The sequence below is a fragment of the Neobacillus soli NBRC 102451 genome, assembly GCF_001591665.1.
Classification (GTDB): Bacteria; Bacillota; Bacilli; order Bacillales; family Cytobacillaceae; genus Neobacillus; species Neobacillus soli.
On sequence record NZ_BCVI01000036.1, the window covers coordinates 45,708 to 72,195 of the forward strand.

A 26,488-nucleotide genomic window follows, 5' to 3' on the forward strand; every position below is an offset into this window, starting at 1 on the left:
TAAGGCAATTTATGACTAAAAAATCAGATAATAAACACTTGTCCCTTTCAAATCAAATAATCATGCATAAAATGTAATTATTTAATGGGGGAGGTGATTTCTATGTCTGAGCATCACGAAAGACACAACAACGGTTTTGCGTTAATTGTTGTGTTGTTTATTTTATTAATCATTGTCGGAGCATCCTTCATGAGTGGTATGTACTAAGCTTTAAACCACCGGTATCAAGATAACGAAGAAAGAGCGGTAAACCCTTGGTTTCACCGCTCTTTCTTATGTTTATTTGTAAAATATTTAGACTATAAAAATATTTGATGGGCTTGGACTACTAAGCTTTTGCAGTGAGAACTGTATCAATTAAAACGATCTCATTATTCGAGTCGATTGCCTCCGTTAACATTGCTTCAAATTCTTCGATGGTAGCTGGCTTTACCCCTTTTACTCCATAGCTTATCGCTAAATGAATGAAATCAGGATTGGTGAACGTAACGCCAAAACTATCGCCGAACTTTTTCCGCATTGTTGCCACTTCAAGCTTTAACATTGAATCATTTAATAAGATTATAACAAACGACAAACCCAGCCGCTTTGCTGTTTCCAGCTCAGCAAAATTCATTAATGCCCCGCCATCCCCGCTAATGCAAATGACTGTTTTTTCAGGAGCAGCCAATTTTGCGCCAATCGCCCCTGGGATGGATATGCCCATTGATGCCAGCCCATTGGAAACAATCAGTTGGTTAGCGTGTTTTGGTTGATAAGTCCTGGCAATTGAGATTTTATGTGAGCCCACATCCGAAATAACGATGGTTTCATCGGTCTGAACCCTTTCGATTACGTGGAGGATTTTTTCAATTGTCAACGAAGAATCACCACTCTCTTTTTCCATAATAGAATAGGATTCTTCGATACGAGTCTTCAAGTCTCCGGATGGCTGCCAAGGCTTGGCCGTGATCTCATTTTTTAAAAATAGCGTTAATGTTTCTTTGATATTGCCTACTAATTCAACTTGGGCAGGATAATATTCGTCTACTTCCGCTGCTGTGGCTCCAATATGAATAACCGGAACCTTTTTCTTGTTCCATTCCGAGGGCAGTTTCTCGACGAAATCAAAGCCAATCACAATCAGTAAATCGGCTTCCTCAAACCCGCGAAGGACATAATCCTTTTCATTAAAACCAAAGGTATAATAGTTTTGCGGATGCCCCTTTGGTAAAATCCCTTTCGCCATAAAGCTTTGTGCGACGGGTGAGCCTTGTTGCTTAATGAGTGTCTGCACCTCATTGACGGCATTTTGGCGGATTACTTCATTTCCGACGATGATAAAGGGACGAATACTTTGATTTAGTAATTTTGCTGCGTAATTTAATGATTCGGCTGTAGGCACGCATTTTGGCAAGCATGTCACAGCTAAAGGCTTCGTTGTTACATTCTCCATCGCGATACTTTCCGGTAATTCAATCACGACTGCTCCTGGCTTTCCTTCTGTTGCGGTCCGAAATGATTTCCTGATTATTTTCGGGATTGTGTTTGCCGCTTTTATTTGCACGGCCCATTTCGTTACAGGTTCGTAAATCTTTGAGATATCAAGGTACTGGTGGGTATTTTTATGCTGTTGTTCCAGCCCTTTTTGGCCGGTTATGGCGACTACAGGTGAATGATCCAAATTGGCGCTGGCTATCCCTGTTAAAAGGTTGGTCGCCCCAGGGCCGAGCGTTGCCAAACAAACACCTGGTTTTCCGGTGATTCGGCCATAAACATCGGCCATGAATGCGGCACCCTGCTCATGCCTTACAGGAATGTATTTAATTTTTTCAGAAGTGGATAAAGAATCAGCTAAATCAATAACCTCTTTACCAATAATCCCAAAAATATATTCGACCCCTTCGTTTTCTAAACAATTCACGATTGTATCCGTCGCTTTCATTGCGTTGCCGCCCCCTGATGAATAGATTAACTAGTTCTATTCTTTGCCAAAACTTTATAAACATGAAAACAAAATATCGCACCCCCCCCAATTTTAGATTCGCGAGTAAATGTTGTAAATTCGCGTGTAAATGTCGTGAATCCGCGAGTAAACGCCTTAGAATCGCGAGTAAAACACTTGAATTCGCGTGAAAAACAAATAAAGGATGTCCAAAAGCTAAGCTTTTTGGACATCCTCTTCTTTTTGACTGCGGGCTAGAACAACTAGACTTACAGTAATTATCGTAAAAGCAATAAAGGCCAGCAATGGTATCGTAATAAACCCAAGCCAGTTAATATAATCCTTTGAGCAAGGAATTCCGGTTGTACACATTTCAAACTTTTGTAAAGAGGGAACCTTTTGCAGCAGCGTATGATAGCCGGAAATCAGCATCCCGATAATGGACAACGGCAGCACATATTTATAAATCCTTAGATCATTCCGATAAACAGCAATCCCCAATATAACAGCTAATGGGTACATAAAAATCCGCTGGTACCAGCAAAGAGTGCAGGGAATGAAGTGCATGACTTCACTAAAATATAAGCTTCCAAGTGTTGCCGCGATGGCCGCAACCCAGGAGAGAAGCAATGGCTTATTCATTCTTCTTCCCCTTTGCCGCATCCTCGACCATAGTAATTAAGTCATCAATTGTCTGGCCAGTGAACATCTTCCCATTAACAAAAAGGGTTGGTGTACCAGTAACTCCTAGTTTTTTCGCATATTCCATATCTTTATCCCAGGCATCCTCTGATTTCTTTGCACGGAAGTTTTCTACAACCTTATTTACCTCTTTGTCGCCAGCGAATTCCTTCAACGTATTAACCAAGAAATCCTCTGTGAAAATATCAGCCTTTTCACTTTTAGGGTCATTTGGCTGCTTTTTATAAAGAAGTTCGTGAAATTTCCAAAACGATTGGTTTCCAAGTTCCTGAAATACGGATTCCGCAAATTTAGCCGAACGAATCGAGTCAACATTGATAAAAGAATTATTCATAAAATAAAATTTTGCCTTGCCGTTATCAACAAGTTCAGTTTGGATAATTGGCACAGTCTGCTCAGCAAAATTTTTGCACATTGGACATTTATAATCCCCAAATTCTATAATGGAGACAGGTGCTGACTTCTCACCAAGGAATGGCTGATTGCTATAATCAATGTTTTCCTTTGTTTTTGTTTTTTCATCTGGTTTTGTATGATTACCTAAAAAAATAAACCCTAGGATGAAAGCAGCAACGAGCCCTACCATCCAGAAAGCAAACTTCGATGAAGATTTAGATTCATTTTTCAAGTTTTTTTTGTTTTTTGCCATAATCAAACTCCTTCTATATGAATGTTTACAAAAAGTTAATATGTATATGATTGCCCTAGTATAAATATCACTTATCCCGCTTAATAAAGCAAATAAAAGGCTCTTCTTCCGTAAAAATACCCCTTTAGAAGACAGGAAAATTAGATTTTAAGTAATGTTGGATACTATAATAATGAATGCTAATATTATCACCTAAAAGGGAGCATAGAAAATGGAAAACTCTAATAACTTCATTGGTTATGTTGGAACGTACACAAAAGGGGAAAGCAAAGGGATATACTCCTTTACCCTTGATACAGTTGAAGCAAGAATAAACAATGTTAAGCTTGCCGCTCAGTTAGAAAACCCTACATATTTAACGATTAGTAAAGATAATCGATACCTATATTCCGTTGCCAAAGAAGGTGAATCCGGGGGTATCGCATCTTTTTCGATTGGTAATGATGGCGAACTAACAGCCATTAATAGTCAAGCGCTTCCGGGCTCATCACCATGTCATGTCAGTGTCGATAGTAAAAACCAGTATGTGTTCAGCGCAAATTACCACATGGGGTCAGTAGCATCGCATTTAATAAATCCGGAAGATGGTTCCGTCCAGCCTTCAGCCTCAGTGATCAAGCATGAAGGCCGCGGTCCGGACCCGCGCCAGGAAAAACCTCATACCCATTATGCGGGACTTACCCCCGATGAGAACTATCTCACAGTCGTCGAATTAGGGATTGATGCGCTTATTACGTATGCAGTTAACAGTGACGGGACATTGACGAAGGTAAAGCTGCTTCCTTTAAAAGCAGGCAGCGGTCCAAGACATCTTGTTTTTCATCCGAATGGCGAACTGGCTTATATCATGACAGAATTTAGTTCTGAGGTTATTGTGTTAAGTTACAATAAAGAAAATGGCCATTCTACCGAAAAGCAATATATTTCTACTCTACCAGCTGATTTTAACGGGAATAATCAAGGCAGCGCGATTCACATTTCTGCGGATGGCCGCTTTGTCTATGCCGGCAACCGCGGACATAATAGTATTGCTGTTTTTAGTGTGGATATAGAAACCGGGGAACTTAACTTTATTGAACACACACCAACTGAAGGAGATTGGCCAAGGGATTTCATGTTTGACCCGACAGAGAAATTCGTCGTTGCTTCCAATCAAGAATCAGGAAATCTTGTCTTATTTGCGCGGGATGAAGACAGTGGTAAGCTTATCTTACTGCAATCTGATATTGCCGTACCTTATCCGGTTTGTATTAAATTCTTACATACCTTGTCTAATATAGAAATACTCGAAAGTTAGGAGAAAGGATTATGGTTCACCGCCAGTTGCAAAGCAACAGATTAACTGAAAATCGAAAAAGAAAGATCCAAAAACAAAAGCTTTTTATTAAACTGATAATGGTTGTTTTATGGGGATTATTTTTATTATTAAATACCTGGACTGAAAGTATTGAGCGGCTAATGTATTTACATACTTTCGGATTCAAATGGGTTTCAAATCCAAACTTTTCATCCTTCTTTTATTTTCATGATTTATATTTGATTCATCCTGAATTTATAAAAGTTAAGTTAGGGCATTTTATTGGTTTTGCTGTCATGGATTTTCTATTATTCAACCTGCTGAAAAGACACAAATATGCGATCGGAATCTCGATTACATTTGCGTTTCTCACAGAATTTCTGCAATTGTTTTTCGGCAGAGATGGGCGGTTGTATGATCTTGTTATTGATTCATTGGGGGTTTTAATGGTTTTCATTATATTAAAAAGGCTTAAAGTTTAAGGGAAATGTAGTACAGACACGGGTCTATGAATAACTTGAATACTTAATGATGATAAAACAGGAGGAGCCCATTTGCTCATTCTGTTTTTTGTTTTTTTAAAATCAAGGCGTAAAAAATGTGATTCCTTGAGAATACTAAGAAAGACGTTTATCAGGTAAAGGATGTGTCTTTATTGGATTTTTTTCTCAGCCAAGAATCACTTACGTTAATAGAGTGGACTTTAAGAGCTGTAGTCACTTTCATCTTTTTGCTCATTGCGGTCAAAATAATGGGTTCTCGTGCCATTTCTCAATTAAGATTACTCGATTTTATTATCGCTTTAATGTTAGGAAACATTATTGCCCATCCACTCTCAGACCAAAGAATCGGATTAAAGGGGTCTGTCATCTCTACGATTGTAATCATTGTTCTATACTTAATGGGCATATTCTTAAATTTAAAATGGACCTGGCTAAGAAACACAATTGAGTCATCGCCCATTCCACTTATTAAAGAAGGAGAAATCATTTATAAAGGACTGAAAAAGGCCAGAATCTCGATTGACTTATTATTAGCGGAGTTAAGAAAGGAAAAAATCGAGGATGTCAAAAAAGTAGCGTTGGCATTATGGGAATCCGACGGGAAGATGTCTATTTTTCTTGATCCTCAGTACGCGGCCATTACACCGTCAATCTACAACTTAAAAACGGAGCCCTTTGACCTTCCACAAACGATAATAAGAGAAGGAAAGATTGATTTTCCTTTGCTGCAGCAGATGAACCTGGAGGAAGAATGGCTGGTTAATTCGCTTAAGACTCTTCATCAGGAAGAGGCTGGTAATGTTTTGCTTTGCACAATCGATAGGAAAAAGAATTTGAATGTGTTCTTATATAAATAATAGAAGCTACATAAAGCTACTAAGTAGAAATAAGCCATCTTTGCAGGTAGCTTTTAAATTATCTCAGTTTGAAAATTATCGATGATTTTGCTGGATTACTTTTAATAACAACTCAGGGAAAATTCCCATTCCAAGAGACCCCAAACCCTATCGGTTATTACTTTTCCCACTCTTCAGTAGCCGAGTCTCTACTAAATGTGTTAGTCGCTTTTTATATAACAAAATATATACCTTGAATATAGATAGTCGATTGTCCTTTACGCCTACTTGAGCATAAGCATCCATTCTTGATGGGCATATCCAACGAATCACCCTTATAAAACTATGGTTAGCCCTATCAAAGCTAAAAAATTGAAAATCAAGAAACGCAATAAATTGTTTTAAATCTTTTGAAGTTCGATACTCCCATGAGAAAGTTGAAATGTCATTTGGTAATTTTTTTACATCATTTAATTGCGGAAAGTTCTGATAGGTAATGGACAATGTCCTCTTTATTCTTTTAAACGTTTGATGTGACTTTGCTAATTTTAAAAGAGTCTCATAATTGTCTTCTTCATCCAATTTGTTAATAACTTGTATAATGTCTAAGAAATATTTTAGAGAATCTAAATTATGTCTCCAACCATGTAGGAGTATCATGTATAGAGTATGATGAAGGGACAATTCTTTAATATGCAAGCATTCTCCAACAGGTGTTGACTGCTTCCAAATATCTTCAACATTAAACCTCGCTGTTCTTTCATTTATCAAGCTCCAATGCAACTCAACTACCAACGGGATGGGGGAATGAGGTAATTTCTTACTAAGGCTGCAATGGAAATAACCAGGTATTACTCCACTCTCCATTAAAAAGCCTAATGATTTAACAGAATCAATCGCTTTCTCTAGGTCTTCCACCCTGATTAATAAATCGATATCGGATGTCGTTCTTGCCCCAATATGTCCAAAATATTTTTCAGCAAAATAAACCCCTTTTAGGGCTATGACGTCTAGCTTTTCGTCCTCAAACTCTTTTAAAATTAAATCCGTCTGATTTTTAATAAAAAGGTTTTGATATAATCCCTTTTCATAGGTTTCTTTAAGACGAGCTTGAAAAAAGGAAGGGGTTTGATCCAGTCTCCCTTGCTGCTTTAAAAGGAAATAAACTTGGGATGAGATTCCGTCAAGTTCAATATCCATAAGAGCATCATCATAGAACATTTTATCAATAGGCATTGCTGACTGTGGATCATATAATGCTTTGACCAACTCTATACTCACGGTACTCACCACCAATCACGATTTTGCAACCAAAGACAACGCCCGGGCTTTTTTTGGATTAAAGGATGTTTCATTAAGCTTCTGATATAATCCGGTTTGCCGGATTAACTCCTCATGTGTTCCGCTTTGAACGATTCGACCATGATTCATCACCATAATCACATCGGCATTTTGAATAGTCGATAATCGATGGGCAATCACAATCGTGGTCCTGCCCTTCATTAATTCATCCAGTGCTTCTTTTACATGGTATTCGGTTTCCCCATCTAATGCAGATGTGGCCTCGTCTAGTAAAAGGATCGGTGAATCTTTTAATATTGCTCTAGCAATTGCGATTCTTTGTTTCTGACCACCGGAAAGTTTTATTCCATTTTCGCCAATTTCTGTGTCATAACCTTTTGGCATAGACAGAATAAAGTCATGAATATTAGCATTTATTGCTGCTTCGACCATTTCCTTCTCTGTTACGTTTGGACGGGCAATCAATAGATTATCCCGAATTGTTCCAGCAAACAGGAAGGTTTCTTGAGGAACATGGGCAATAGAACTTCTTAATTCCGACGCTGAAATCTCCTGAACCGGTTTACCTGCGATTCGTATTTCTCCTGACTGCGGTTTATAAAATCCTTGCAAAAGGTTAAAAAACGTACTCTTACCGGCTCCACTTGGTCCTACAAGAGCGACAACTTTCCCCGCGGGAATATCTAAACATAATTGTTCGAAGACATTTTTGTTTACCTCATATCCAAAGGTAACGTTTTGAAAATGAATGGACTCAAAATTGCTCATTGACGTCGTAAAGGAAGGTAACTCGTCTAAATCAGCAGGCTTCTCGAGAACGTCTAGTACTCTTTCAAGCCCCGCAATAGAACGTTGGAACCCCGCCCACAAACTTGCCAGCTCTGTTAAAGGATTGTATAAATGATTAACCAAGTTCAGAAATGTTAATAGAGCCCCAACTGTTAGAATACCCTTTGATACGAATAAGGCACCAATTGACAGGTTAACCAAAAAGGTGATGGATCCTAGGATCTGTCCACCCGTATAATACCAGGCTTTCAGCTTCGCATTTTCTATTTCTAATTGAAACAATTCTTGATTTTTTTGGGTGTACTTTTTATAGTGAATCTTTTCAAGAGTAAAGGAACGAATCACAGCGAAGCCGTGAAATGTCTCATTTAAAAGACTATTTATATTTCCTATTATCCGGTGAATCAATCCACCATTTTTCCGAAGGAGCAATCCAAATATTAGACCGGATATTGCCGCAATGGGAGCAATAATTAGGCTTACTAAGCATAATGTTAAATTAATATTTACTAGATACATAAAGACAGCAATGTAGACAATTGGCAGCCTAATTAGACTAATAAGACTGCTGCCTATCACACCATCGACACCATGGATATCATTGGAAAAGTGAGACATTAATTCTCCGGAATGAAGATTTGAAGCATCCTTCACCGGTAATCGTAGTATATGGTTATATAAATGGTTTTTTAGGTCCATTTTTACGCCATTGATTGCAATGGTATCAAAATATGTAAAAGAAACGTTTGAAACAATACTTAATAGAATTAGAAATACCCCGTATGGAATATACGACAAAATCTGATGAAATCCTCCATGAATGGCTGAATCAGTAATTTCACCATAATACTTGGCGAAGGCAATGGTTAAGAAGATATCCACCAGCAATGAAATTAAAAGGACTAAATACGCCTTCCATTGTTTCATGATAAAAGGCCTTAATAATGAAAATGTCTGCCGAATATCCTTCATGATAAAGTACTGTTTTATTAAGATGGCAAATTGTTCTTTCATCATATGGGCACTCCATAACTAGTTAATATTGTAAATGGATATTCCTATTTAAATATTTTCGAAGTATAAATGACAGAGCCGGGAAGACTATGATCATTTTCCCCCATAAATGGGAGACTTGATCATCAGGACTGACTTTTTTACGCCCCTTCTGGACACTTATCAATTTACCAAGGATTTGATTGTATTCGATTGGTTGATCAAACCCTAGATTAGCATCACCTTTACAAAAAAATTGGACCTTATTTTCCATTCTTTCTTTCTTATAATATCGATGGGCGATTAATTGCCCGTTTGGAGTATGGAATAAGATAATATCGCCTTTTTTTATGATTGATAGCTCAAATGGAGCAAATCTACAAATATTTCCCTGTTGAATAAACGGAAACATGCTATTTCCCATAGAGGGAAGTTCCAACCATCCATCCTTAAGAATGACGCTTTTGAGAAGCATAACTGTTTCGTTATCAATCAACACGTTGGACTAACCCGCACTGAACAAGGTTTATTAAAAATTCTTCTACATCCTTTTTAATCTGTTCATCATTCTTAACCGATGAATATTTCTTCGCTAAGGACCTTGTAAGCGATTCAGATGTTTGGACCTCCGTTAGCAGCGACCAGCAAAGTCCCCCTACATCATTTAATCTTGTTACCGTATACTGTTCGGTATTTAGGATAATCCACTCTCCCTCAAGTTCAGTAGCTTCATATTTTCCCTTTTGAATATATTGAGACATCAGGATATCAACTCCCAAAATGTATTATCTTTTTTGAAATGAAATTCATAAACTGGTACAGTTTTCACCAATTTGGTTAGTAACCTCATGATTTTTTTTGTCTCTTCTTGACAATGAGGCCAAAAGAAGACTTTATCCATTAAATGGAGCAATGCTTCAGACTTCGCCAATTGATTTTTGGTATTTTGCTGTGCCTGGTGCAGGATTTGTACACTGGCTAATTCCACTTGTTCCTCAAGGCTTTCTGATTCCATTTCACTACGAAACGGAGAATCGTACACAATTACTCCTTTTGTTGTGATTTTTACAAGTGTTGCCTCATCAGAAAGGAGATTTCGTGGATACGATAGTTTTGCAGCTGTTGATTTCCCTGCCCCCGATTGGCCAGCAAAGATATGCGCCTTCCCTTTTTCGATTGCACATGAGGAATGAATTAATAATCCCCAATTTTGATTGACAATGAAGGTACTGTATAGGTTCATTAAGGCATGTTTTAAGGCGAGTTCATCATGGACGGAAATTGTCGCATATTTGTTTTCTGGGTCAAATTTAATTAAGTAATCGGCTCGCAGGAAATATATGAGGTTATTTTGTTTGATTATTTCAACTTCATAATCTTTGAATGAAACGCCATAGCCATTTTCAATTTTTATAGCCAGATCGGATTGTTGATTTTCATCACCTATAAATGAATAGAAATTCTTTTCAAACATTTTTATTAAACTAATGGATTCACAAATGATTTGAATGAAATGGTCACCAATTTTTGTATGTACTTCCTGCATGTTGACCCTCCTTAGGATAATTCTGTTAATTATCTAGAAAGAGAGTCAATGGAATAACCATTGACCCCCCCTCCCGGGTGCATTAAGGATTAACCTCCAAGTATTATACCCTTCTTCTTCTTTTTATCTGGAGGACGGGGACCAGTATATGGAGGATTAGGGTAATTGATACCCCCATTCCCTTTACCGGGATGATCAAGATTTCCATGTCCTTTATTCCAACTTTGAGCGGTTTCAAATTGAATGGGTTGGTGGCTTAATACGATTGGTCTGGAATAAACTTTTTCTAAAATCAAATTCATCACCTCCTAACTCAATATTCTTGTTCATTATAAAGAACATAATGACTAAAAAGGTCCAATTTATTAAAAAAAGGTACGTAAATAACACATATTATTTCTCTATCTAAAAATTATAATCCAAATGTGATTCTTTTTAAAGAACAATCATTCGACAAAATCTATTGCCCCCATTAGAACTGAAAAAACTAATCATTCGAACAAAAATATAGAGAAGGCGGATGCCTCCTCACTCTAAATTCCAGAATTGCTCAATATTTTCTTCATTTGCTCTGAATTCGGATAATCAGACTCAGTAAATTGTTTAATAACTTTATTTACATCGTAAGCAACCCTTACAATGGATGTTTGAAAACTTTCTTCTTGAATTTCAAGTAATGCGTAAGATGATTTAGCTAAGCCATCAAACGGCAAGCCTACACTTCCAATATTGATAATACATTTACCATTAATGTATCTTATATATGGCTTATGAATGTGGGCGTATATGTAAATATCTGCTTCGCTGCCCATCATCTTCTCAGCTATTAGTTGATCACTTTCATATGGGGTAACGACTTCAAATAAACTATGTGGTGTCGCGTGGTAAGCATGAATTTTTACCTTTCCATATTCCAGCTTTAATTCGGTTGGTAGGTTCTTTAGGTATTCAACATTACCTTCATCTAACTGCGACAATGCCCAATCCCGCTCTTTACTCATCATTTCAAGGGCACTATCTGGTACCTCTCCCTCTTTTATACCACGTACAATCCATTCATCAGCATTCCCTTTAATTACCTCCGCATTTAAAGATTTAACAAGTTCCAAAGAACGATGAGGTTCTGGCCCCCTAAAACATAGATCACCAAGAACAAAAACCTTTTCTACATTTCTTTGGTTAATCTCTCCTAATACAGCATCGAGAGCTGTTGCATTGCCATGTATATCAGAAATAAATGCAATCCTCATATTAAAACTCCCCCTTATTAAATTGAATTTTTTGATTCCTATCTGAAACTGTATAAAAAAAATTCTTGCCCTACATATTTAAAGGTATCCTTAATTTTCCTATTTATCAAATGTTATGGGCAATTTTAAATTTTGTTATCTGATTGATTACTATGTATCTTCTTAGGTAATAACTTTTATTATATGAATATGGTCTGCGATTCAATCTCATTTCCTTCTATGACAAAATAAAAAGCACCCTTTTAATTAGGATGCTTAAAAGAAGACCAATTGGGGATTTTTACCCAATTGTTACATAATTGGCCCGTACTGTTTAAATATTGCACCCGCTGGACCTAGTAATTTCCATATTACAATTAATCTTTTTGTCCAAACTACAGCCCCGTCCATAACATTGTCCTTCCCACCCCAAACAGGTTCCGTTGTACCAGAAGTTCCAGGAGTAGTACATTCATAGTAATATGACCCATCTGATGATGTTGGTAGGATAATATCACCGACAGCATAACTCTTAGATGTCCAACCAGTCATACCTTTCGTATCGCTAACTATCGCATAAATTGGGGTTGTCGGGAATGTTGGCGCTGTTTTAGTAGATTTGCCGCCAAGTCGGTTTGTACAATAATAGACATAGCCATTTACTGTTATTCTAGTATTCCAGCTATAATTGGTTGAAGCGCTCCAACTACTGTAGATATCCAAAAACCCTTCTTTAGCACATACCCAACCCATATATCCTGAAGTCAACATGTTAGTATTCCTAATTTGTTTTCCTAATTTGTAGAAACCCTTAGAAGGAACTACAGCCGACCAATCATACGGATCTATTACGTCATTAATAGTGTTGTTAGAGAAGTTTTGCATTTGAGTTTGTTCAACTACATACGTTATGTTTTCCTCTAATGTATTATTTTTTGCTATTATTCGGAATGCATCAGAGGTTATATTCGGTGCGTTAACTGCTTTCATAGCTAAATTCGATTGGAATCTATTGCCATCAAGCAAGAGTGTTCCCCCGGTTACGTTGCTCCAGAATCCATCTATAACGCCTAAAGAAGTAGATGTCGCATCAGGATATTCGAAATAATTATTTATTAACTCAATTCTTCCTTTTGTTAATGCTGAGAAATAAAAGGCACTGCTTGTCCCGCCTTTAAAGGTACAATTGATATACCTTGCTAATTCATTATTAGAACCAGAGAATCTAAAAAGATCATACGAATCCCATGTAAATGTACACCCAATAAATTCTACAGTTTTATAAGTTACTAAGTTACCAGTATTATTAAATCTACATCCAATATAGGTACCGTTTGGTATTTTAATTCCACCATTGTTGTTTGGTTTTTTAGTATTAAGAAACAATACATTACTGTAAGTCCATCCTTCAGTAGCATTAACATCCCCATCGAATATTAAGCTAGATGATGATAAATACCCTTCAAAAGTACAGTTTGTCATTGTTTGCGGGAATGTTCCCGCATTAAAACCAGCACCTGAAATAGAGGTATTATAATCTGAATCAACGGTAAATCTACAGTTAGAAACGGATACACAATAGGCTTTTGGTCGAGAAACATTTAATGAGGCATTCGTAAAAATATTATTATCTACGATTGCTGGTTCGGCTGTACCATTACCTATCCCTATATTTGATCTGTGTATCTGATTATTACTTATTATACATTCACCATTTATTTGGGCACTTGTATCTTTAAAGTAGTTTCCTTCTATAAAGAGCTTTTTAACACCAGGGTACCCAGTAATTCCAATACCTCTTTCTATTTTATTATTCCTCACATGAAAGTTTTTGCCCTTTACAAAAATTAGCTGCAATATACTATCATGTAAGAAGTTATCCTCAATCCATAGGTTTTGGTTTAATGCATAGTTATCCTCCACATCTAATGCAGCTTGCGGTGCTGTACCACTTATATGATGGATATCATTATTTCTAACCCACACAAATTTCGCACCTTGTAGTGCGATACCTAATCTTCGCGTATGGTGTATGTGGCACTTCTCTATAAATGTAAATTTAGGTATTGTCATACACCTTAATGTCAGTCCGTTTCCTGAAGGTGAAGGAACATTTGGTTGATGTAATACTATTTTTGCACTGGTTGCACCAGCAGGTAACGGGATTTCATCAAAGAAGTCAATATTTGTTAGGGAGGAATTAAAAGTGCCATTAGTATTATAGAAAATAATATCAAATGGCAGTGTACCATCAATCTCGGAGCCTACAGATTGGTAACTAACATCTCCGTAGATACCAAAAGTCTTCCATTTAACTATTTGGGTATTAGTAAGGTCTAGAAATATATTAGAACGAATTTTGGATGAATCTGCTTTTAGACTACCATCAGTAGTACTAATAGACCCTGGTTCAAATGTGATGGAATAAGATTTTGTTGGTGCTGTAGTAGCATATACCATCCCTTGATTAGAAAATAAGGATACGCCATCACCTGTTAGGTCTAAAAATTCTATATTATCAATTGTGATAAAAAGTGTATTAGTACCCTCGCCTTTAGTTGGGTCTGTTGTATTTGGAAAAAAAACACCCATACCCCATTCATGCGTGGATGCCTCACCTGGTGTAGCATAATTATGATTGTATCTGTCACCTTGTATTATTCCATTTGTAACCCTAGAGAAGACCTGATTCTGTTTGTAACAAATAACAGAATAATGGGCTAGTCCATTATTTCGAATTCTTAAGGTGGAGCCATTTAAATTTAGGGTCATAAAACTCTTTGGCTGTATTGGATTGGTTTCGTCAATTAAATACGTTCCTTTAGGGAACATGAATTCAGTATATCCTTGTTGAGATGCCCATGTTAACGCATTATTTATACCGTTGGAATTAGCCATAGACAATGTTTTATTATTAAAATCATTAACCGTATTAGATACGCCCCATACATCTAATTCCAAGACATATGCATTTGTACTTAAACTCACATTATCGCCTCATTTTTTTTATTCACTCCTTTATACATATTCAACAACAGGTGTAGGAACATAGTCTGAATACCTATCAGCTATGAACTTTTTTATATCCTTTCAAATGATAATCAACTTTCATAAGCCATCTTCCTCTTCGGAAGACAGCAACCCCACCTGTTCCACTCCATGGATATTCCCCCCATCCCCCGGAAAGAAGACAAGTAAGTTATGAAGTGGTTGGCAAAATAAACACAGTCCATAACCAAGTGGAGTTTTTGAAACATAAAAAACGCCATTCTGTGAAAGGGAAGACGCTTCTTTGAAATATTAACGTGGTCCATTTAGGCATGGTTCAACTCAAGCATCGTCTACAGATACGAAATAAGGGAATGTCTAGCTCATAAAGGGGAGATGATTTTTTCGTATTTTCAACGTGATTTTTATATTCTGCATCCGGACCGGAAGATCCATATTGAACACGTAAGAAAAGCAGATCTACACTTTTTGAAAAAGTTGGCCAATCGTATTTTTTTGGATGATTGGAATATTAAAAACTCTATTATACACCATTTATTTTTCCTCACCCTACCCCTTTAAAATTTCAACTAGTATGTCCAGTATTTTCTAAAATTGAAAGGAGCACATTTCCAAGGTAGGAAAACAGGATAGCATCACCAATTAAATTGCCTTGTACGACAGTTTTATCCACAAGATTTCCGGCAGCCACTAAGCAAAAAATCTCAAGTTATGTCTTCGCCAGTTCCATGCGGATCCCCTATGAAAATAAATGATTTCTCCACCATTCATAATCCATAATATTTGAGCTCCAGCAATTAAGAAGAAACAGCTTGTTTAACTGATATTTATTTATCTTTTCTTGCCTTATACTTTGCTAATAAGAACTTTTATAATGGTCTCTCTAAATAAAAAGAAATAAATGTTGCTAAAATAAGCGAAATACAAATTGGAATTAGAATGAATACGCCATTCACAAATCCTTTATTCCCCAAAAATATTAACATGATTATTCCACTAGCTCAGAATAAATAATCGCCACACGTTTGTTGGTGTCTTCTCTTAAAAAATTTTCAAAAGCTTGTTTGACTCTATTTTTGCCAAACATTCGTTTTTGGAAATCATCATTCTGAGTAATGGAGATACTCATTAAAGTTAATATAATATCAAATACTTTCATTTTAGGGGGGGATTATTTAAATTTTCCTCTGATAAAATTCTAACATAAATAAATAGTGCTTTAAAATTAATACTAAGGCCTTGTCCTCGACTTTAATCTTATATTTTTCTTTTTCAAAATATACTTTGAAATAATTGAATCTAATTTCCATCTAAAATAATTACGTTTCTCTATTTTATGACCATCTACAGCTATTAACCATTTATTATCTGTTATTTTTAACTGGTCAATGGTATGCATTCCGTCTTTTCTCCAATCAATCTTCCTTTTCGAACCACTTAAAATCAAATTGATCTTTTCTTCTTCATATTCTAATTCAGAAAGTTTGGTAATTTTAAATACTATTACAGCACTTCCGTAAATTGGGGTCCCATCTTGAGTGTACCTAAAAATGTTTCCCCCCTCTACAATAACTCTACCTCCAGGTCTAGTAATACTATAGTTATCTGAAATAAGAGGACTCTTAGGGTGCTCTGTCCAATTTCCCTCAAGTTTATCGGAAAAAAATAAATGTAATTTACCACTTTTGCTTGTAAACATCCACCATTTATTATTATAATGAAATATGCTTGAGTCTACATATTTTCCCTTAATTAATTCGCATGTCTTTTCCCATTTATAAGGAAAACCTTTTGATTTATATAATAAAACACCGTTAGCTTCGCATGATTCTGGAATCATATAAAATTGATTATTATACTTAAATACATAGGGGTAAGATAAATGGTATTTCTCTTGAAGAACGATTCTTTCATATTTCCATTCTTCTCCATTTCCGCTTGATGCTAATCCTATTACCCCTTTATTTGTTGATTTATCAAGAACCTCGAAAAACATATAGTACCTAGAGTCATGAGCAATAATGAATGGATCCGCAATAAATTCCGCAGGAACATCTGTGACATCTGACGCCTGAAGGGTAGGCTCCGACAAGCTGCTCTCATTTAAAGGTTGGGATATCATTTTAGTTGAGTTTATTACCTTAATCGACCAAATTCCTAAAGTTATTTCCCTAGTAATAAAACCCTTAAAGAATATTCCCATTGAAAAGCCTCCCTATGTTGATTTCACTTTTTTTGCATTTTCCCATTTTTTTATCTTTTTTAATATTAGCCTGCTGATTTTAATTTCATTCTTAATCTGAATATTACATTATTTGCAGTACTTAGAATATATCGAAATTCTTCACTTCTATAAAATAAAATAAAATAAACTATATTTGGGATTAATAAACAGATAATCCCTTTTTCGATTAAAGATAAAAGACCATTACCTTCTACAAGAAAATTACAAATATATTTGGTTATTACACACGTTATTATTGTTAAAGTTGTAAACATAATATATTTAAAATAATAAGACCAAACAGGAATATTAAAAATATGCTTATATACCAACCGAGGAGCATTCCAAAATACAGTTGTAAGAGTACTTACAGTCGTCCCTATAAAAATCCCAGCTAGACCTAAATAATTTACTAAAATTAATGATAATACTAGATTTATAGTAGCTTCGACTAATGGTATGTACTTATCCTGAACAAATATTCCTCCCTTTGCTTTAAATATTAATATTGCTGACCTCAGCCCTGTTATATAAAAATTAACCAATAGCACTAAAAATGTTAAGGAATCCAATATATATCCTTTTCCAAGCCACCAATTTATAAATGGTTCTAAAAGATTATATAAAAATATTACGCATAGTGAAAAAATCCAAAAATTCATTAAATATGTTATTTTAAAAACCTCATACATCTTTCTCTTACTTTCTATGGCTATTAAATTACCCACACTTGCCCCAATACCGCTTAATAATGGGGATACAAGAAACCCTAATTGTCCTATTATCATAGAGTAGTTTGAGTAGATTCCAACAGTTGTAATACCTATAAATGATGAAATTAATATATTATCAGTGCCAAATACAATGTATGTGCCTATATTGTGGAAAAATAATGCCTTTACGTTTTTTATTATGTTTTCTTTTTCTCCCTTCTCAGTATTAAAGGTTTCTTTTGTTTTAATATAAGAATATCGTTTTTCTACAATTCTTCCATAAACAACATTTTGTATTATATATAGAGTTAGTTCTATTATTAAATAAAGTAGAAAATTCCCAGTATTAATTAAAACAATAATTTTGGCAATTGTTGTTATTACCTGGAACCCGAAATTCACCTTTATTAATACATATCCTTTTTGATCTGCATTAATTAATGCTACTTTATGTGCATTCAAATAATAAGTCATATTTTTAGCAACAAAAATGAAGTAAACTATAGTAATATAAGAAATTGAACCACTATCCTTCAGTAATTTCACTAAGAAAGGGTATAGAATAATACTTAATACAAAAACAATTATCGCAATTACTGCGTATGCTTTTTTATATAATTTTATAAGTGCAATTATTTTAGGCCTATTATTTTCTGCTAATGGTTTGTAAAGATGATATACAATACTTGTTCCTATTCCACTTTCAACTAATCCCAGTATGGATAAAACACTTTCCAGTAATCCGTTTACTCCTAGGAAGTGGACTCCTAGGCTATCAAGAAACACTTTCCTTGAAATAAAACCTAATAAGACAATAATTAATTGGGAAAATACACTTATTGAAATATTTTTAATTGAATTTATTGATCTCATTTTCCCCTACCTTTTTTTAAATCGTTTAATTTTATTCGAAGGTTAATAATGAATAGTAATAAACTTGCTTTTCTATAAATACAAATAATTTTTAATAACTTGCCATAATTCGTTGTGAATTTATAATTAATCATATCTTCATTAAATTCATTATCATTCAATATTTCTGAAATAATTTTACTTTTATGTTTATTTGGTATATTTCTGCTTATTACATTTTGTATATGTAATAGCGTTACTCCTATATAGTAATTCCTTACTTTATCAATATAATCTTGTAACCCATATTTTTTACATAGGCCAATCTTAAAATTTTTATTATCTAGTACGTATTCCTTATATAAATTCTCTCTTAGTATCCTTGTTAAAGAGTCCCTTTTACGAATGAAATAGTTATAAAATGGTTTTTCAATGCACACTAATTTTTTTATCATTGTTAGTAATAGAATATTAAATCTTTCATCTTCACTATGATATTTATTTTCGTCGAACTTAATATTAAGCGAATCTAGTACTGATTTTTTATAAACCTTGTTTACACTAGATATTAAACTATAAGTTTTATCAACTAAAATCAACGGCAATAATTGTTTGTGTATCGTTTCTTTATTTATTGAACAATTACCGTTATTCCATACAGAAGATATAGACGTAGTATTATCAATTAGATTTATCGAATTATATGGACATACAACAATGTCTGCTTCATATTTTATTGCAGCTTTTAATAAAACATCATACATATTTGGTTCAATGGTATCATCTGGGTCTACAAATGCTATATACTCGCCTTTAGAAATTTCAATACCAATATTGCGAGCTGAGGAAACTCCGCCGTTGGTCTTATGTATTACATTGATCCGGTTATCCTTTTTGGCGTAGAAGTCACATATTTTTCCACAGTTATCAGGTGACCCATCATTTACAAGAATAAGTTCGAAATTCGTAAATGTTTGCTCTAAAATAGAATCTATACAATTTGGTAAAAATTCTTCGACATTATAGATTGGGACAATAACACTTAATTTCGGCATATTTTTCTCCTTTCATTATTAATTAACAATTGCAAAGTCATAAGTTTTTTAAAGTCTAAAAAGCCTTTCGTCAAAAATTAAATTTTTGAATTTTATTAATTGTTTAATTTAATTAAATACTATAAAATTTTAATACTTCTGAAGTTGAGTCAAAGTTTTCTTTTGCTAAATTATTGGTTAATTTTTTTCGCAAATCATAACTGTTTATCAATTTTAATACTGCATCATAAATTTCTTCTTCGTTAACTCCCACAATAAGACCAGTTTCCCCATTTTTTATCTGTTCCTTGGCTCCAGTAAAATCTGTGGTAACAATAGGTTTAGTTAAACATCTAGCTTCTGCTAGTGATATACAATACCCTTCATGTCTAGATGGTTGAACATAAATATCACACTGCTTTATGAAAGGGTACGGATTTGGGTCAGCACCTAAAAAAATAAACTTTTCTTGTAGATTATTCTCTTCTACTAACTTTTGATACTTTTCTCTTAAACTCCCATCTCCTAGACAATACCAATTTACCTTGAAACCATCATTTATTAATCTTGCTAACACTCGTATTACCAAGTCCTGGCCCTTTTCTATAGTTAACCTTCCAACAGTTAATATCCTTATCCCATCAAATTCATCCTTAAAACCATTACCTTTATTTAATTGGCTATATATTAATTTGGATGAAACAATATTGGAAAATAAATCTGTTTTATCCTTTATCGAAGGTACTAAACTTATCAATTTCTTTTTGGCCTCTTCAGAGACCACAAAAACTTTATCGAATTTATTATAAATTTTAGAAGCAAAATGTGAATTAAATCCTATTTTTGTTACATCAAAATGTATCCATTGAATTTTCCTTTTCGCTTTTACCCTATTCAAAACAAAATAGCTTATGAAGTCCATTGGTCCATCATAAGCTACAGCAATATCATATTCTTCATCTACTCCATGATAGGAATTTAAAAGATATTTAAAAAAGCTACTTCTATCATTTATTAATTTAGAAATTATATGTAAGAACATTATGTTAAAAGCTTTCACAACTTTACCTTTTTTCAGGGAAGCTAATGCAGTTAAATGGGGGGGATCATTAAGAACTTCTTTTATCTTTTTATAATCATTAAAATACTTGATATTAACCTCCTTTGGAATAAAATTTAAAAATCCTCCATATTCCTCTAGCATTAAAATTGTTACATCAAATTTATCCTTTGGTATCTCTGACAACATGTTAAGTAATGCCTTTTCAGTTCCACCCACATTCATATTTATCAGCATAAATAGTAGTTTTATCTTCATTAATTTACCCACCCTATATTTATTTCATAGTTAACCTATTAACTGATAAAATTTTTCTATTTCTTCAATATTCCCTTTCTTTTCTGTTTGCAAATAATCAACAATTTCTTCTTTTAGTTGTTGATCATTGATCAATTTTACAATACCATTACAAACCTCTTCTGCATTCATATTAACTACAAGTCCATTTTTCCCATCAACCATTTGGTTATAAACAGCGTCAAATTCTGTTGTTACCACTGGTACATTTAGCATCCTTGCTTCAGCGATTGCAAGACCAAATCCTTCAAATCGTGATGTTTGAACATAAATATCACAGTTCTTAATATATGGGTATGGATTAGCAGTTACCCCCAATAAAACAAAATGCTCCGTCAAGTCATTTTCCTTAATGTATTTTACTATTTCTTCCTTCAAAGGCCCCTTTCCTAATATATACCATCTAAATTTAATATTATTTTGTTTAAGTTTTTTACACGCCTCCAGTGCTATATCATATCCTTTTTGCCTGGCTAGCCTACCTATAGTAAGTATTCGAATTCCGTCAAATTGATCATCATAACACTCTCCAATTTCCGCCATTTTGGAGATAAATTGAGCATTATTAATGTCATATATAACTTTCACTTTTTCAGAATAATATGGAAAGGTTTTAAGAAGAATCTCTTTAGCCGATTCAGATACTGCAACAATTTTTTCAAATTGATCATAAAAGTTTTTTTGAAATTCTTTATCTATACCATTCAATTCATAACTCACATTTACCCATGCAAATTTTTTCTTTGCTATTATTTTTTCTGCTACATAAAAAGTTGGAACCCCCTGTGCGTAGCTGATAGCGATATCATAGTTTTTAGGATTAGCTTCGATAACCTTGGAAACACTCTCCCAATATATCCTAGCTTTTTGAGCATTAGTATATTTTTTCCTTCGAATTCCTATCGAGTATTTAAGTCTTGATATAAACATACTGAACTTAAATCTTTTCAATGATAGTATTAAAGATTTCCCCAAACTTTGTTCTGAAAACTTTGTATACCTTAATGGTTCTAGTATTTTAACCTCTTTTGGAACTAATTCTTCTAATAATTCACCATGTCCAAAAAGCATTAAATCGACTGAATACTCCGAGTAGTCTAACATTGACAATAAAGTTACAAGACTCTTTTCTGCCCCAGCAGCTACTAATGAGTCAATAACAAATAATAAATTTTTTCTCATCTTCCGAATCTCCCATAAATGAATTTAATAATTTACTACCCTATATTATTATTTTTTGTTTTAAAATTGTAGTTGAGGTTTTCTTAGTATAAGGAAAATAGACTAAATCAACTCCAATCTTATTAAATCCCCCTTCGTATTCCTTCCACATAGGGGAATCTTTCCAATCATCACCATGGAACATAACTTCAAATTTAAGGTGCTCCCAAGAATTTAACTTATCCATAGTTTTTTGAACAACAACTTCATCTACATACTTAATAGACTCTACAATCTTAATTCTATCTTCTAAAGAGATAACGGGAATTTTACGTTTATAACTTTGAACCAATTCATCTGTACTAACTCCAACAATCAGGTAGTTACAAAGCTCCTTCGATTTTTTTAGTATATTTAAGTGCCCCACATGAAATAGATCGAATACGCCTGTGGTATAGCCTATATTATATTTTTTCATTAAGATTCTCTCCCATATTATCCAATTTCTTTTTCAATCTTATTAAGTAACTTTTCACAAGCATTTCCATCTTCAAACGAATTTATTATCTTTAACATTTTGGAAACACCCTCTTCATAACCTTCAAAACTAAATTCCCTTATATTTCTTTTAATCTCTTCATTTGTTATAGCGCTGGTAAATGGTAACTCCTTAATATCAAAATAGAGTCTTCTATCATTTTCAATATAGGATTTCAAATCCGGAACATAAAGAAAACATGGTTTTTTAGTTAATAGGAAGCTAAACATTACAGAGGAGTAATCTGTAATAAGTATATCTGAAGCATACATTAGTTCTTGAACATCATCATATTGTGTAACATTGATGATATTCTTTGAACTTTTAATTTTCTTTGAAACTAATGATAAGTGAGGATGTAGCCTTAATAATAAGAACCACTTTCCCCCAAACTTTTGGGTTAAGGACTCTATAACTTGATTTAGGTTCAGATCATATACTGAAATATCACCATCTTTTCTAAAGGTTGGAGCATACAATGCGATTTTTATATCAGTAGAAAGTTTTAACCTTTCAAGTACAGTTTTCCTAACATCCAAACCGGGATTAAATAATAGATCATTAGCTGGTGTTCCACTTTCAAAGATTTCTCCCTCATACCAGAAAGCCCTTTTGAAAATTTTTGTACTATATTCACATCCAGATAATAAAAGATCGCATTTTAATGAATCTTTTTTGGCCATTTCAACATATTGATGCGGAAGGGAACACTCAGCATCCTTTTCGATTTGTTTTAAACGCAAAGAACTATGCCATGTTTGTATATAATACTGGCCCTTTCTTTTTACAAATAGATCAGTGGTTCTAAAATTCGTAACAATGACTTTAGATGTACATAATTCATAAAAATATTTTAATGACATTGTCTTCACTTTTCGAAAACCACTTAAATGCTCTTTATTCATAAGATCATTGAAGGCCCAGACTACATCAAATTTACCTTTGGGATAACTTTTTAAAATATATTCCGTTATATATTTAGGACTATCCCCGTATTGGCTTCCATAATAACTAAACAAGAAGATCTTATTTTTCTTAATAGGAAGGCAGTTTAGGATATAAATAACACCTAAAGCCAAATATCTTTTTAACAATTTTTAACGCCCCCAAAAAAGAATAAAAAGCATCTCCTTTCCAAGAGGTGCTATACTTTCGAAATATTAAATTTGCATCATTGTGTGTCAATTGATAATTCAATCCGTTTTAATCCTATCGGTTGCGGAATCATTTTTACTTTTCTTAACACCTTTTTTATTGCCAAGGAAAATACGTTTAAATATGGATGAATCACGAACATGAACAGCTCTCTTTTCAAGCTTTTATCACCTTCTATTGCTTTTTTTAGTTCATTATAATTATCTTTAATGTAGTGGTGTATTTCTTTCCTATGTAAACCACCTTTATCTTTTTTCCTGTTCTTTAAAAGCAGATTATAATGAATTAAATTGGTTTTTAAGATTACTTTATATGATTCATCGGTAAAATCCGGGTAATACTCTTCAATAAAACGATGTCTTTCTTTTAATCCTTTAATAATATCCAAATTTTTCAGAGAATAATTGGCTACGATACTATCTTCTCTTTGCACATAAAAATAAAGAGGGTTGGTTATACAAACAAAGGTTTTCACCTGCTTCATCACTTGATGGGCCCAAAATACGTCCTCGAACAATACTCCCTTTTTAAATGGAATGTCTTTAATGAATTTTGTTTTATAAAGCTTCCCCCAGGCAAAGTTTTTCACTACGTTGTTTCTTACAAGTTCATACATAAGTGATTTATTATCTAAAACTAGCGGGTAAGTTTTCTGATGATCATACCTGTTGTCGAATAAAAGGTAATCCTCATACGCATAATAAAAAGCCGACTGGACTACCTCGGCTTGATATGCACCACTTATTTGAACCAGTTCCTTAATCATATTTCTATCTAACCAATCATCACTGTCAACAAATAGGGTATATACTCCCGTTACATATTGCATGCCATAATTCCGAGCATCCGACAATCCACCATTTTCTTTGTGAACAACCCTGACACGACTATCTATATTTGCATACTCCTTTGCAATGGTGCCGCAATTATCTGGTGATCCATCGTTAATTAAAATAATTTCTAGATTTGTATATGTCTGATTCAAAATACTTACTATACATCTAGCAAGATATTTTTCAACCTTGTATATTGGGACAACCACACTTACTTTTTGATTCAATATGCATCCGCCTACTTTAAATGTTTTAGATTAATAAAGGAAATGGTGAAAGCGGCCAGATCCAGAAATCTCGAAAGATATTAAGCACTTAATTTTAAAAGACTACTTTTTTGCATCTATATTCAGATTCTGCCACTTAATAAATTCAATTAATGTTTTAAATTCTTCAATTTTCTCAATTCCGGATTCTTTTAATTCATTTACTAAATCAATTAGTTCTTGATCAGGTAGTTCTTTCTCCTTTATGGATGATTCCGTCTCCAGTAATGCTCTAAGATCTACATCCAACACAGAAGCAATTTTTTTTATCACTTGAATTGAGGGATTCTGATTTATATTCCGCTCAATATTACTTAAATAAGATTTTGAAACATTAGCACGTTCAGCGAGCTCCGATAATGTATATCCCCTTCGCTTTCGTATCTCGAATATTTTTTTCCCTATCATGAACCCATACCCCGTTTTGTCTTCAAATTTTATTTGATTAGATACAGCTCTTTTTATCATTCACTTGATTTATCGCCTTTTTTATACAATTTATGACCCTATATTGGTCCTCTTCAGTCATGTTAGACCCGGAAGGAAGACAGAGCCCATTTTCAAATAAATGTTCCGAGATATTTTCTCTTTCATTGTGCGGATAGTATTTCACCCCTTCGAATATCGGCTGCATATGAAGTGGCTTCCAAACCGGGCGGGCTTCAATATTTTCTTCTATCAAAATCTGTAACAATTCTTTTACCGAAATGCCTGTCTCTTGTTCATTTATCGTCAAAGCTGTAAGCCAACGATTAGAGTGGGTATTTTTCAATTCCGGCATGAAATAAATTCCAGTGAAATGAGCCAATTCCTGATAATAACGTTTAAATATTAATCTTCTTGCTTCTACTCGATTCTCTAGAACGTGCAATTGGGCCCTTCCTACACCTGCTAAAATATTGCTCAATCGATAATTAAACCCGATAGTACTATGCTGATAATGTGGCGCAGGGTCACGAGCTTGAGTAGCAAGAAAACGGGCTCTTCTTAAAACCTCCGTGTCATTCGAAATGAGCATGCCGCCACCAGAAGTAGTGATAATTTTGTTGCCGTTAAATGAATAAATTCCAAACTTCCCAAATGTCCCGCTTGCTCTTCCTTTATAGGTTGAACCAAGGGATTCTGCAGCATCTTCGATTACCGGAACACTATATCGATTACAAATAGATAGAATCTCATCCATTTTTGCACTTTGCCCATATAAGTTCACAACAATGACCGCTTTTGGAATTCCCTCGGGAGAAGTATCCTTAAATGCCTTTTCTAGTGCTTGTGGTGACATGTTCCAAGTTTCTGGCTCAGAATCGATAAAAACCGGTTCTGCCCCCTGATAGATGATCGGGTTTGCACTTGCAACAAAAGTGAGACTAGAACAAAAAACTTTGTCGCCGTTTTTTACACCTAATAAAGAAAGAGCCAAATGAATTGCTGCAGTGCCTGAACTAACGGCGACAGCTTCATTGACTCCTACATAATCGGCTATTCCTTTTTCAAACTCATCAACATTGGGGCCAAGAGGTGCGATCCAATTAGTTTCAAATGCTTCATTAATATACTTTTGCTCATTCCCACTCAT

At 34.3% G+C, this 26,488-nt stretch carries 26 protein-coding genes; 4 read left to right on the plus strand and 22 right to left on the minus strand.

Annotation, left to right across the window (positions count from 1 at the left end; all coding sequences use genetic code 11):
- The first annotated feature begins 102 nt into the window (after window positions 1-102).
- The gene (locus tag BSO02S_RS26370; protein ID WP_142303696.1) at window positions 103-207 is read left to right on the plus strand and encodes a YjcZ family sporulation protein; all 105 of its coding nucleotides are present in this window, start codon (window positions 103-105) and stop codon (window positions 205-207) included.
- A 121-nt stretch (window positions 208-328) separates the two neighbouring features.
- Here the strand turns inward: BSO02S_RS26370 and BSO02S_RS13030 are convergent, their stop codons facing one another.
- The 3 genes from BSO02S_RS13030 to BSO02S_RS13040 all read right to left on the minus strand — a co-directional run bounded on the left by BSO02S_RS13030 (window position 329) and on the right by BSO02S_RS13040 (window position 3,275).
- Complete coding sequence (locus BSO02S_RS13030; protein ID WP_066067677.1) at window positions 329-1,924, minus strand: acetolactate synthase large subunit; 1,596 nt, start codon at window positions 1,922-1,924, stop codon at window positions 329-331.
- A 216-nt stretch (window positions 1,925-2,140) separates the two neighbouring features.
- A complete protein-coding gene (locus BSO02S_RS13035) occupies window positions 2,141-2,566 on the minus strand; it encodes a disulfide oxidoreductase (RefSeq protein ID WP_066067682.1) in 426 nt (141 codons plus the stop codon).
- A complete protein-coding gene (locus tag BSO02S_RS13040) occupies window positions 2,559-3,275 on the minus strand; it encodes a DsbA family protein (RefSeq protein ID WP_066067686.1) in 717 nt (238 codons plus the stop codon). The genes BSO02S_RS13035 and BSO02S_RS13040 overlap by 8 nt, the downstream gene beginning before the upstream one ends.
- Before the next feature lie 211 nt (window positions 3,276-3,486).
- On the opposite strand from BSO02S_RS13040, the gene BSO02S_RS13045 reads away from it, so the two are divergent.
- The 3 genes from BSO02S_RS13045 (at window position 3,487) to BSO02S_RS13055 (ending at window position 5,932) form a co-directional block, all read left to right on the plus strand.
- A complete protein-coding gene (locus BSO02S_RS13045; protein WP_066067692.1) occupies window positions 3,487-4,572 on the plus strand; it encodes a lactonase family protein in 1,086 nt (361 codons plus the stop codon).
- A gap of 11 nt (window positions 4,573-4,583) precedes the next feature.
- Window positions 4,584-5,054: a VanZ family protein gene (locus BSO02S_RS13050; RefSeq protein WP_066067695.1), complete on the plus strand. Its 471-nt coding sequence runs from the start codon at window positions 4,584-4,586 to the stop codon at window positions 5,052-5,054.
- 173 nt (window positions 5,055-5,227) lie between these two features.
- Window positions 5,228-5,932 (plus strand): DUF421 domain-containing protein, encoded by a 705-nt coding sequence (locus BSO02S_RS13055; RefSeq protein ID WP_066067696.1) that lies wholly within the window; start codon window positions 5,228-5,230, stop codon window positions 5,930-5,932.
- A 147-nt stretch (window positions 5,933-6,079) separates the two neighbouring features.
- On the opposite strand, the gene BSO02S_RS13060 is transcribed toward BSO02S_RS13055, so the two are convergent.
- From BSO02S_RS13060 to BSO02S_RS13145, 19 genes are all read right to left on the minus strand, one after another.
- Window positions 6,080-7,192: a nucleotidyltransferase family protein gene (locus tag BSO02S_RS13060; RefSeq protein WP_084375016.1), complete on the minus strand. Its 1,113-nt coding sequence runs from the start codon at window positions 7,190-7,192 to the stop codon at window positions 6,080-6,082.
- Window positions 7,193-7,207: 15 nt separating this feature from the next.
- The gene (locus BSO02S_RS13065) at window positions 7,208-9,019 is read right to left on the minus strand and encodes an ABC transporter ATP-binding protein (protein WP_235846921.1); all 1,812 of its coding nucleotides are present in this window, start codon (window positions 9,017-9,019) and stop codon (window positions 7,208-7,210) included.
- Between the two features lie 19 nt (window positions 9,020-9,038).
- The gene (locus BSO02S_RS13070; RefSeq protein ID WP_066067699.1) at window positions 9,039-9,494 is read right to left on the minus strand and encodes a signal peptidase I; all 456 of its coding nucleotides are present in this window, start codon (window positions 9,492-9,494) and stop codon (window positions 9,039-9,041) included.
- The gene (locus BSO02S_RS13075; protein WP_066067700.1) at window positions 9,484-9,756 is read right to left on the minus strand and encodes a PqqD family protein; all 273 of its coding nucleotides are present in this window, start codon (window positions 9,754-9,756) and stop codon (window positions 9,484-9,486) included. The genes BSO02S_RS13070 and BSO02S_RS13075 overlap by 11 nt, the downstream gene beginning before the upstream one ends.
- Window positions 9,756-10,541: a hypothetical protein gene (locus BSO02S_RS13080; protein WP_066067703.1), complete on the minus strand. Its 786-nt coding sequence runs from the start codon at window positions 10,539-10,541 to the stop codon at window positions 9,756-9,758. Before BSO02S_RS13080 ends, BSO02S_RS13075 begins: the two co-directional genes overlap by 1 nt.
- An 89-nt stretch (window positions 10,542-10,630) precedes the next feature.
- Window positions 10,631-10,837, minus strand: coding sequence for a hypothetical protein (locus tag BSO02S_RS13085; RefSeq protein WP_066067706.1), 207 nt, complete (start codon window positions 10,835-10,837; stop codon window positions 10,631-10,633).
- 237 nt (window positions 10,838-11,074) lie between these two features.
- Window positions 11,075-11,791, minus strand: coding sequence for a metallophosphoesterase family protein (locus tag BSO02S_RS13090; RefSeq protein WP_066067711.1), 717 nt, complete (start codon window positions 11,789-11,791; stop codon window positions 11,075-11,077).
- A gap of 291 nt (window positions 11,792-12,082) precedes the next feature.
- The gene (locus tag BSO02S_RS13095) at window positions 12,083-14,758 is read right to left on the minus strand and encodes a right-handed parallel beta-helix repeat-containing protein (RefSeq protein ID WP_066067714.1); all 2,676 of its coding nucleotides are present in this window, start codon (window positions 14,756-14,758) and stop codon (window positions 12,083-12,085) included.
- A 586-nt stretch (window positions 14,759-15,344) separates the two neighbouring features.
- Entirely contained in the window at window positions 15,345-15,470 is a 126-nt protein-coding gene (locus BSO02S_RS28480; RefSeq protein ID WP_169802751.1) for a phage holin family protein, read from the minus strand.
- A 540-nt stretch (window positions 15,471-16,010) separates the two neighbouring features.
- Window positions 16,011-16,982: a glucosamine inositolphosphorylceramide transferase family protein gene (locus BSO02S_RS13100; protein WP_066067716.1), complete on the minus strand. Its 972-nt coding sequence runs from the start codon at window positions 16,980-16,982 to the stop codon at window positions 16,011-16,013.
- 65 nt (window positions 16,983-17,047) lie between these two features.
- Window positions 17,048-18,589, minus strand: a complete 1,542-nt coding sequence (locus tag BSO02S_RS13105) for a lipopolysaccharide biosynthesis protein (protein ID WP_066067717.1) — start codon at window positions 18,587-18,589, stop codon at window positions 17,048-17,050.
- On the minus strand, window positions 18,586-19,623 hold the full coding sequence (locus BSO02S_RS13110; RefSeq protein WP_066067720.1) for a glycosyltransferase: 1,038 nt from the start codon (window positions 19,621-19,623) through the stop codon (window positions 18,586-18,588). Before BSO02S_RS13110 ends, BSO02S_RS13105 begins: the two co-directional genes overlap by 4 nt.
- Before the next feature lie 112 nt (window positions 19,624-19,735).
- Window positions 19,736-20,920: a glycosyltransferase gene (locus BSO02S_RS13115; RefSeq protein WP_066067721.1), complete on the minus strand. Its 1,185-nt coding sequence runs from the start codon at window positions 20,918-20,920 to the stop codon at window positions 19,736-19,738.
- Window positions 20,921-20,950: 30 nt separating this feature from the next.
- A complete protein-coding gene (locus BSO02S_RS13120; RefSeq protein ID WP_066067722.1) occupies window positions 20,951-22,141 on the minus strand; it encodes a glycosyltransferase in 1,191 nt (396 codons plus the stop codon).
- Between the two features lie 40 nt (window positions 22,142-22,181).
- Window positions 22,182-22,598, minus strand: coding sequence for an FAD synthase family protein (locus BSO02S_RS13125; RefSeq protein ID WP_066067725.1), 417 nt, complete (start codon window positions 22,596-22,598; stop codon window positions 22,182-22,184).
- Window positions 22,599-22,615: 17 nt separating this feature from the next.
- Complete coding sequence (locus BSO02S_RS13130; protein WP_066067728.1) at window positions 22,616-23,752, minus strand: CDP-glycerol glycerophosphotransferase family protein; 1,137 nt, start codon at window positions 23,750-23,752, stop codon at window positions 22,616-22,618.
- Between the two features lie 77 nt (window positions 23,753-23,829).
- Entirely contained in the window at window positions 23,830-24,873 is a 1,044-nt protein-coding gene (locus BSO02S_RS13135) for a glycosyltransferase family 2 protein (RefSeq protein ID WP_066067731.1), read from the minus strand.
- A gap of 102 nt (window positions 24,874-24,975) precedes the next feature.
- A complete protein-coding gene (locus BSO02S_RS13140) occupies window positions 24,976-25,320 on the minus strand; it encodes a helix-turn-helix domain-containing protein (protein ID WP_066067982.1) in 345 nt (114 codons plus the stop codon).
- Between the two features lie 37 nt (window positions 25,321-25,357).
- Entirely contained in the window at window positions 25,358-26,488 is a 1,131-nt protein-coding gene (locus tag BSO02S_RS13145; protein WP_142303775.1) for a DegT/DnrJ/EryC1/StrS family aminotransferase, read from the minus strand.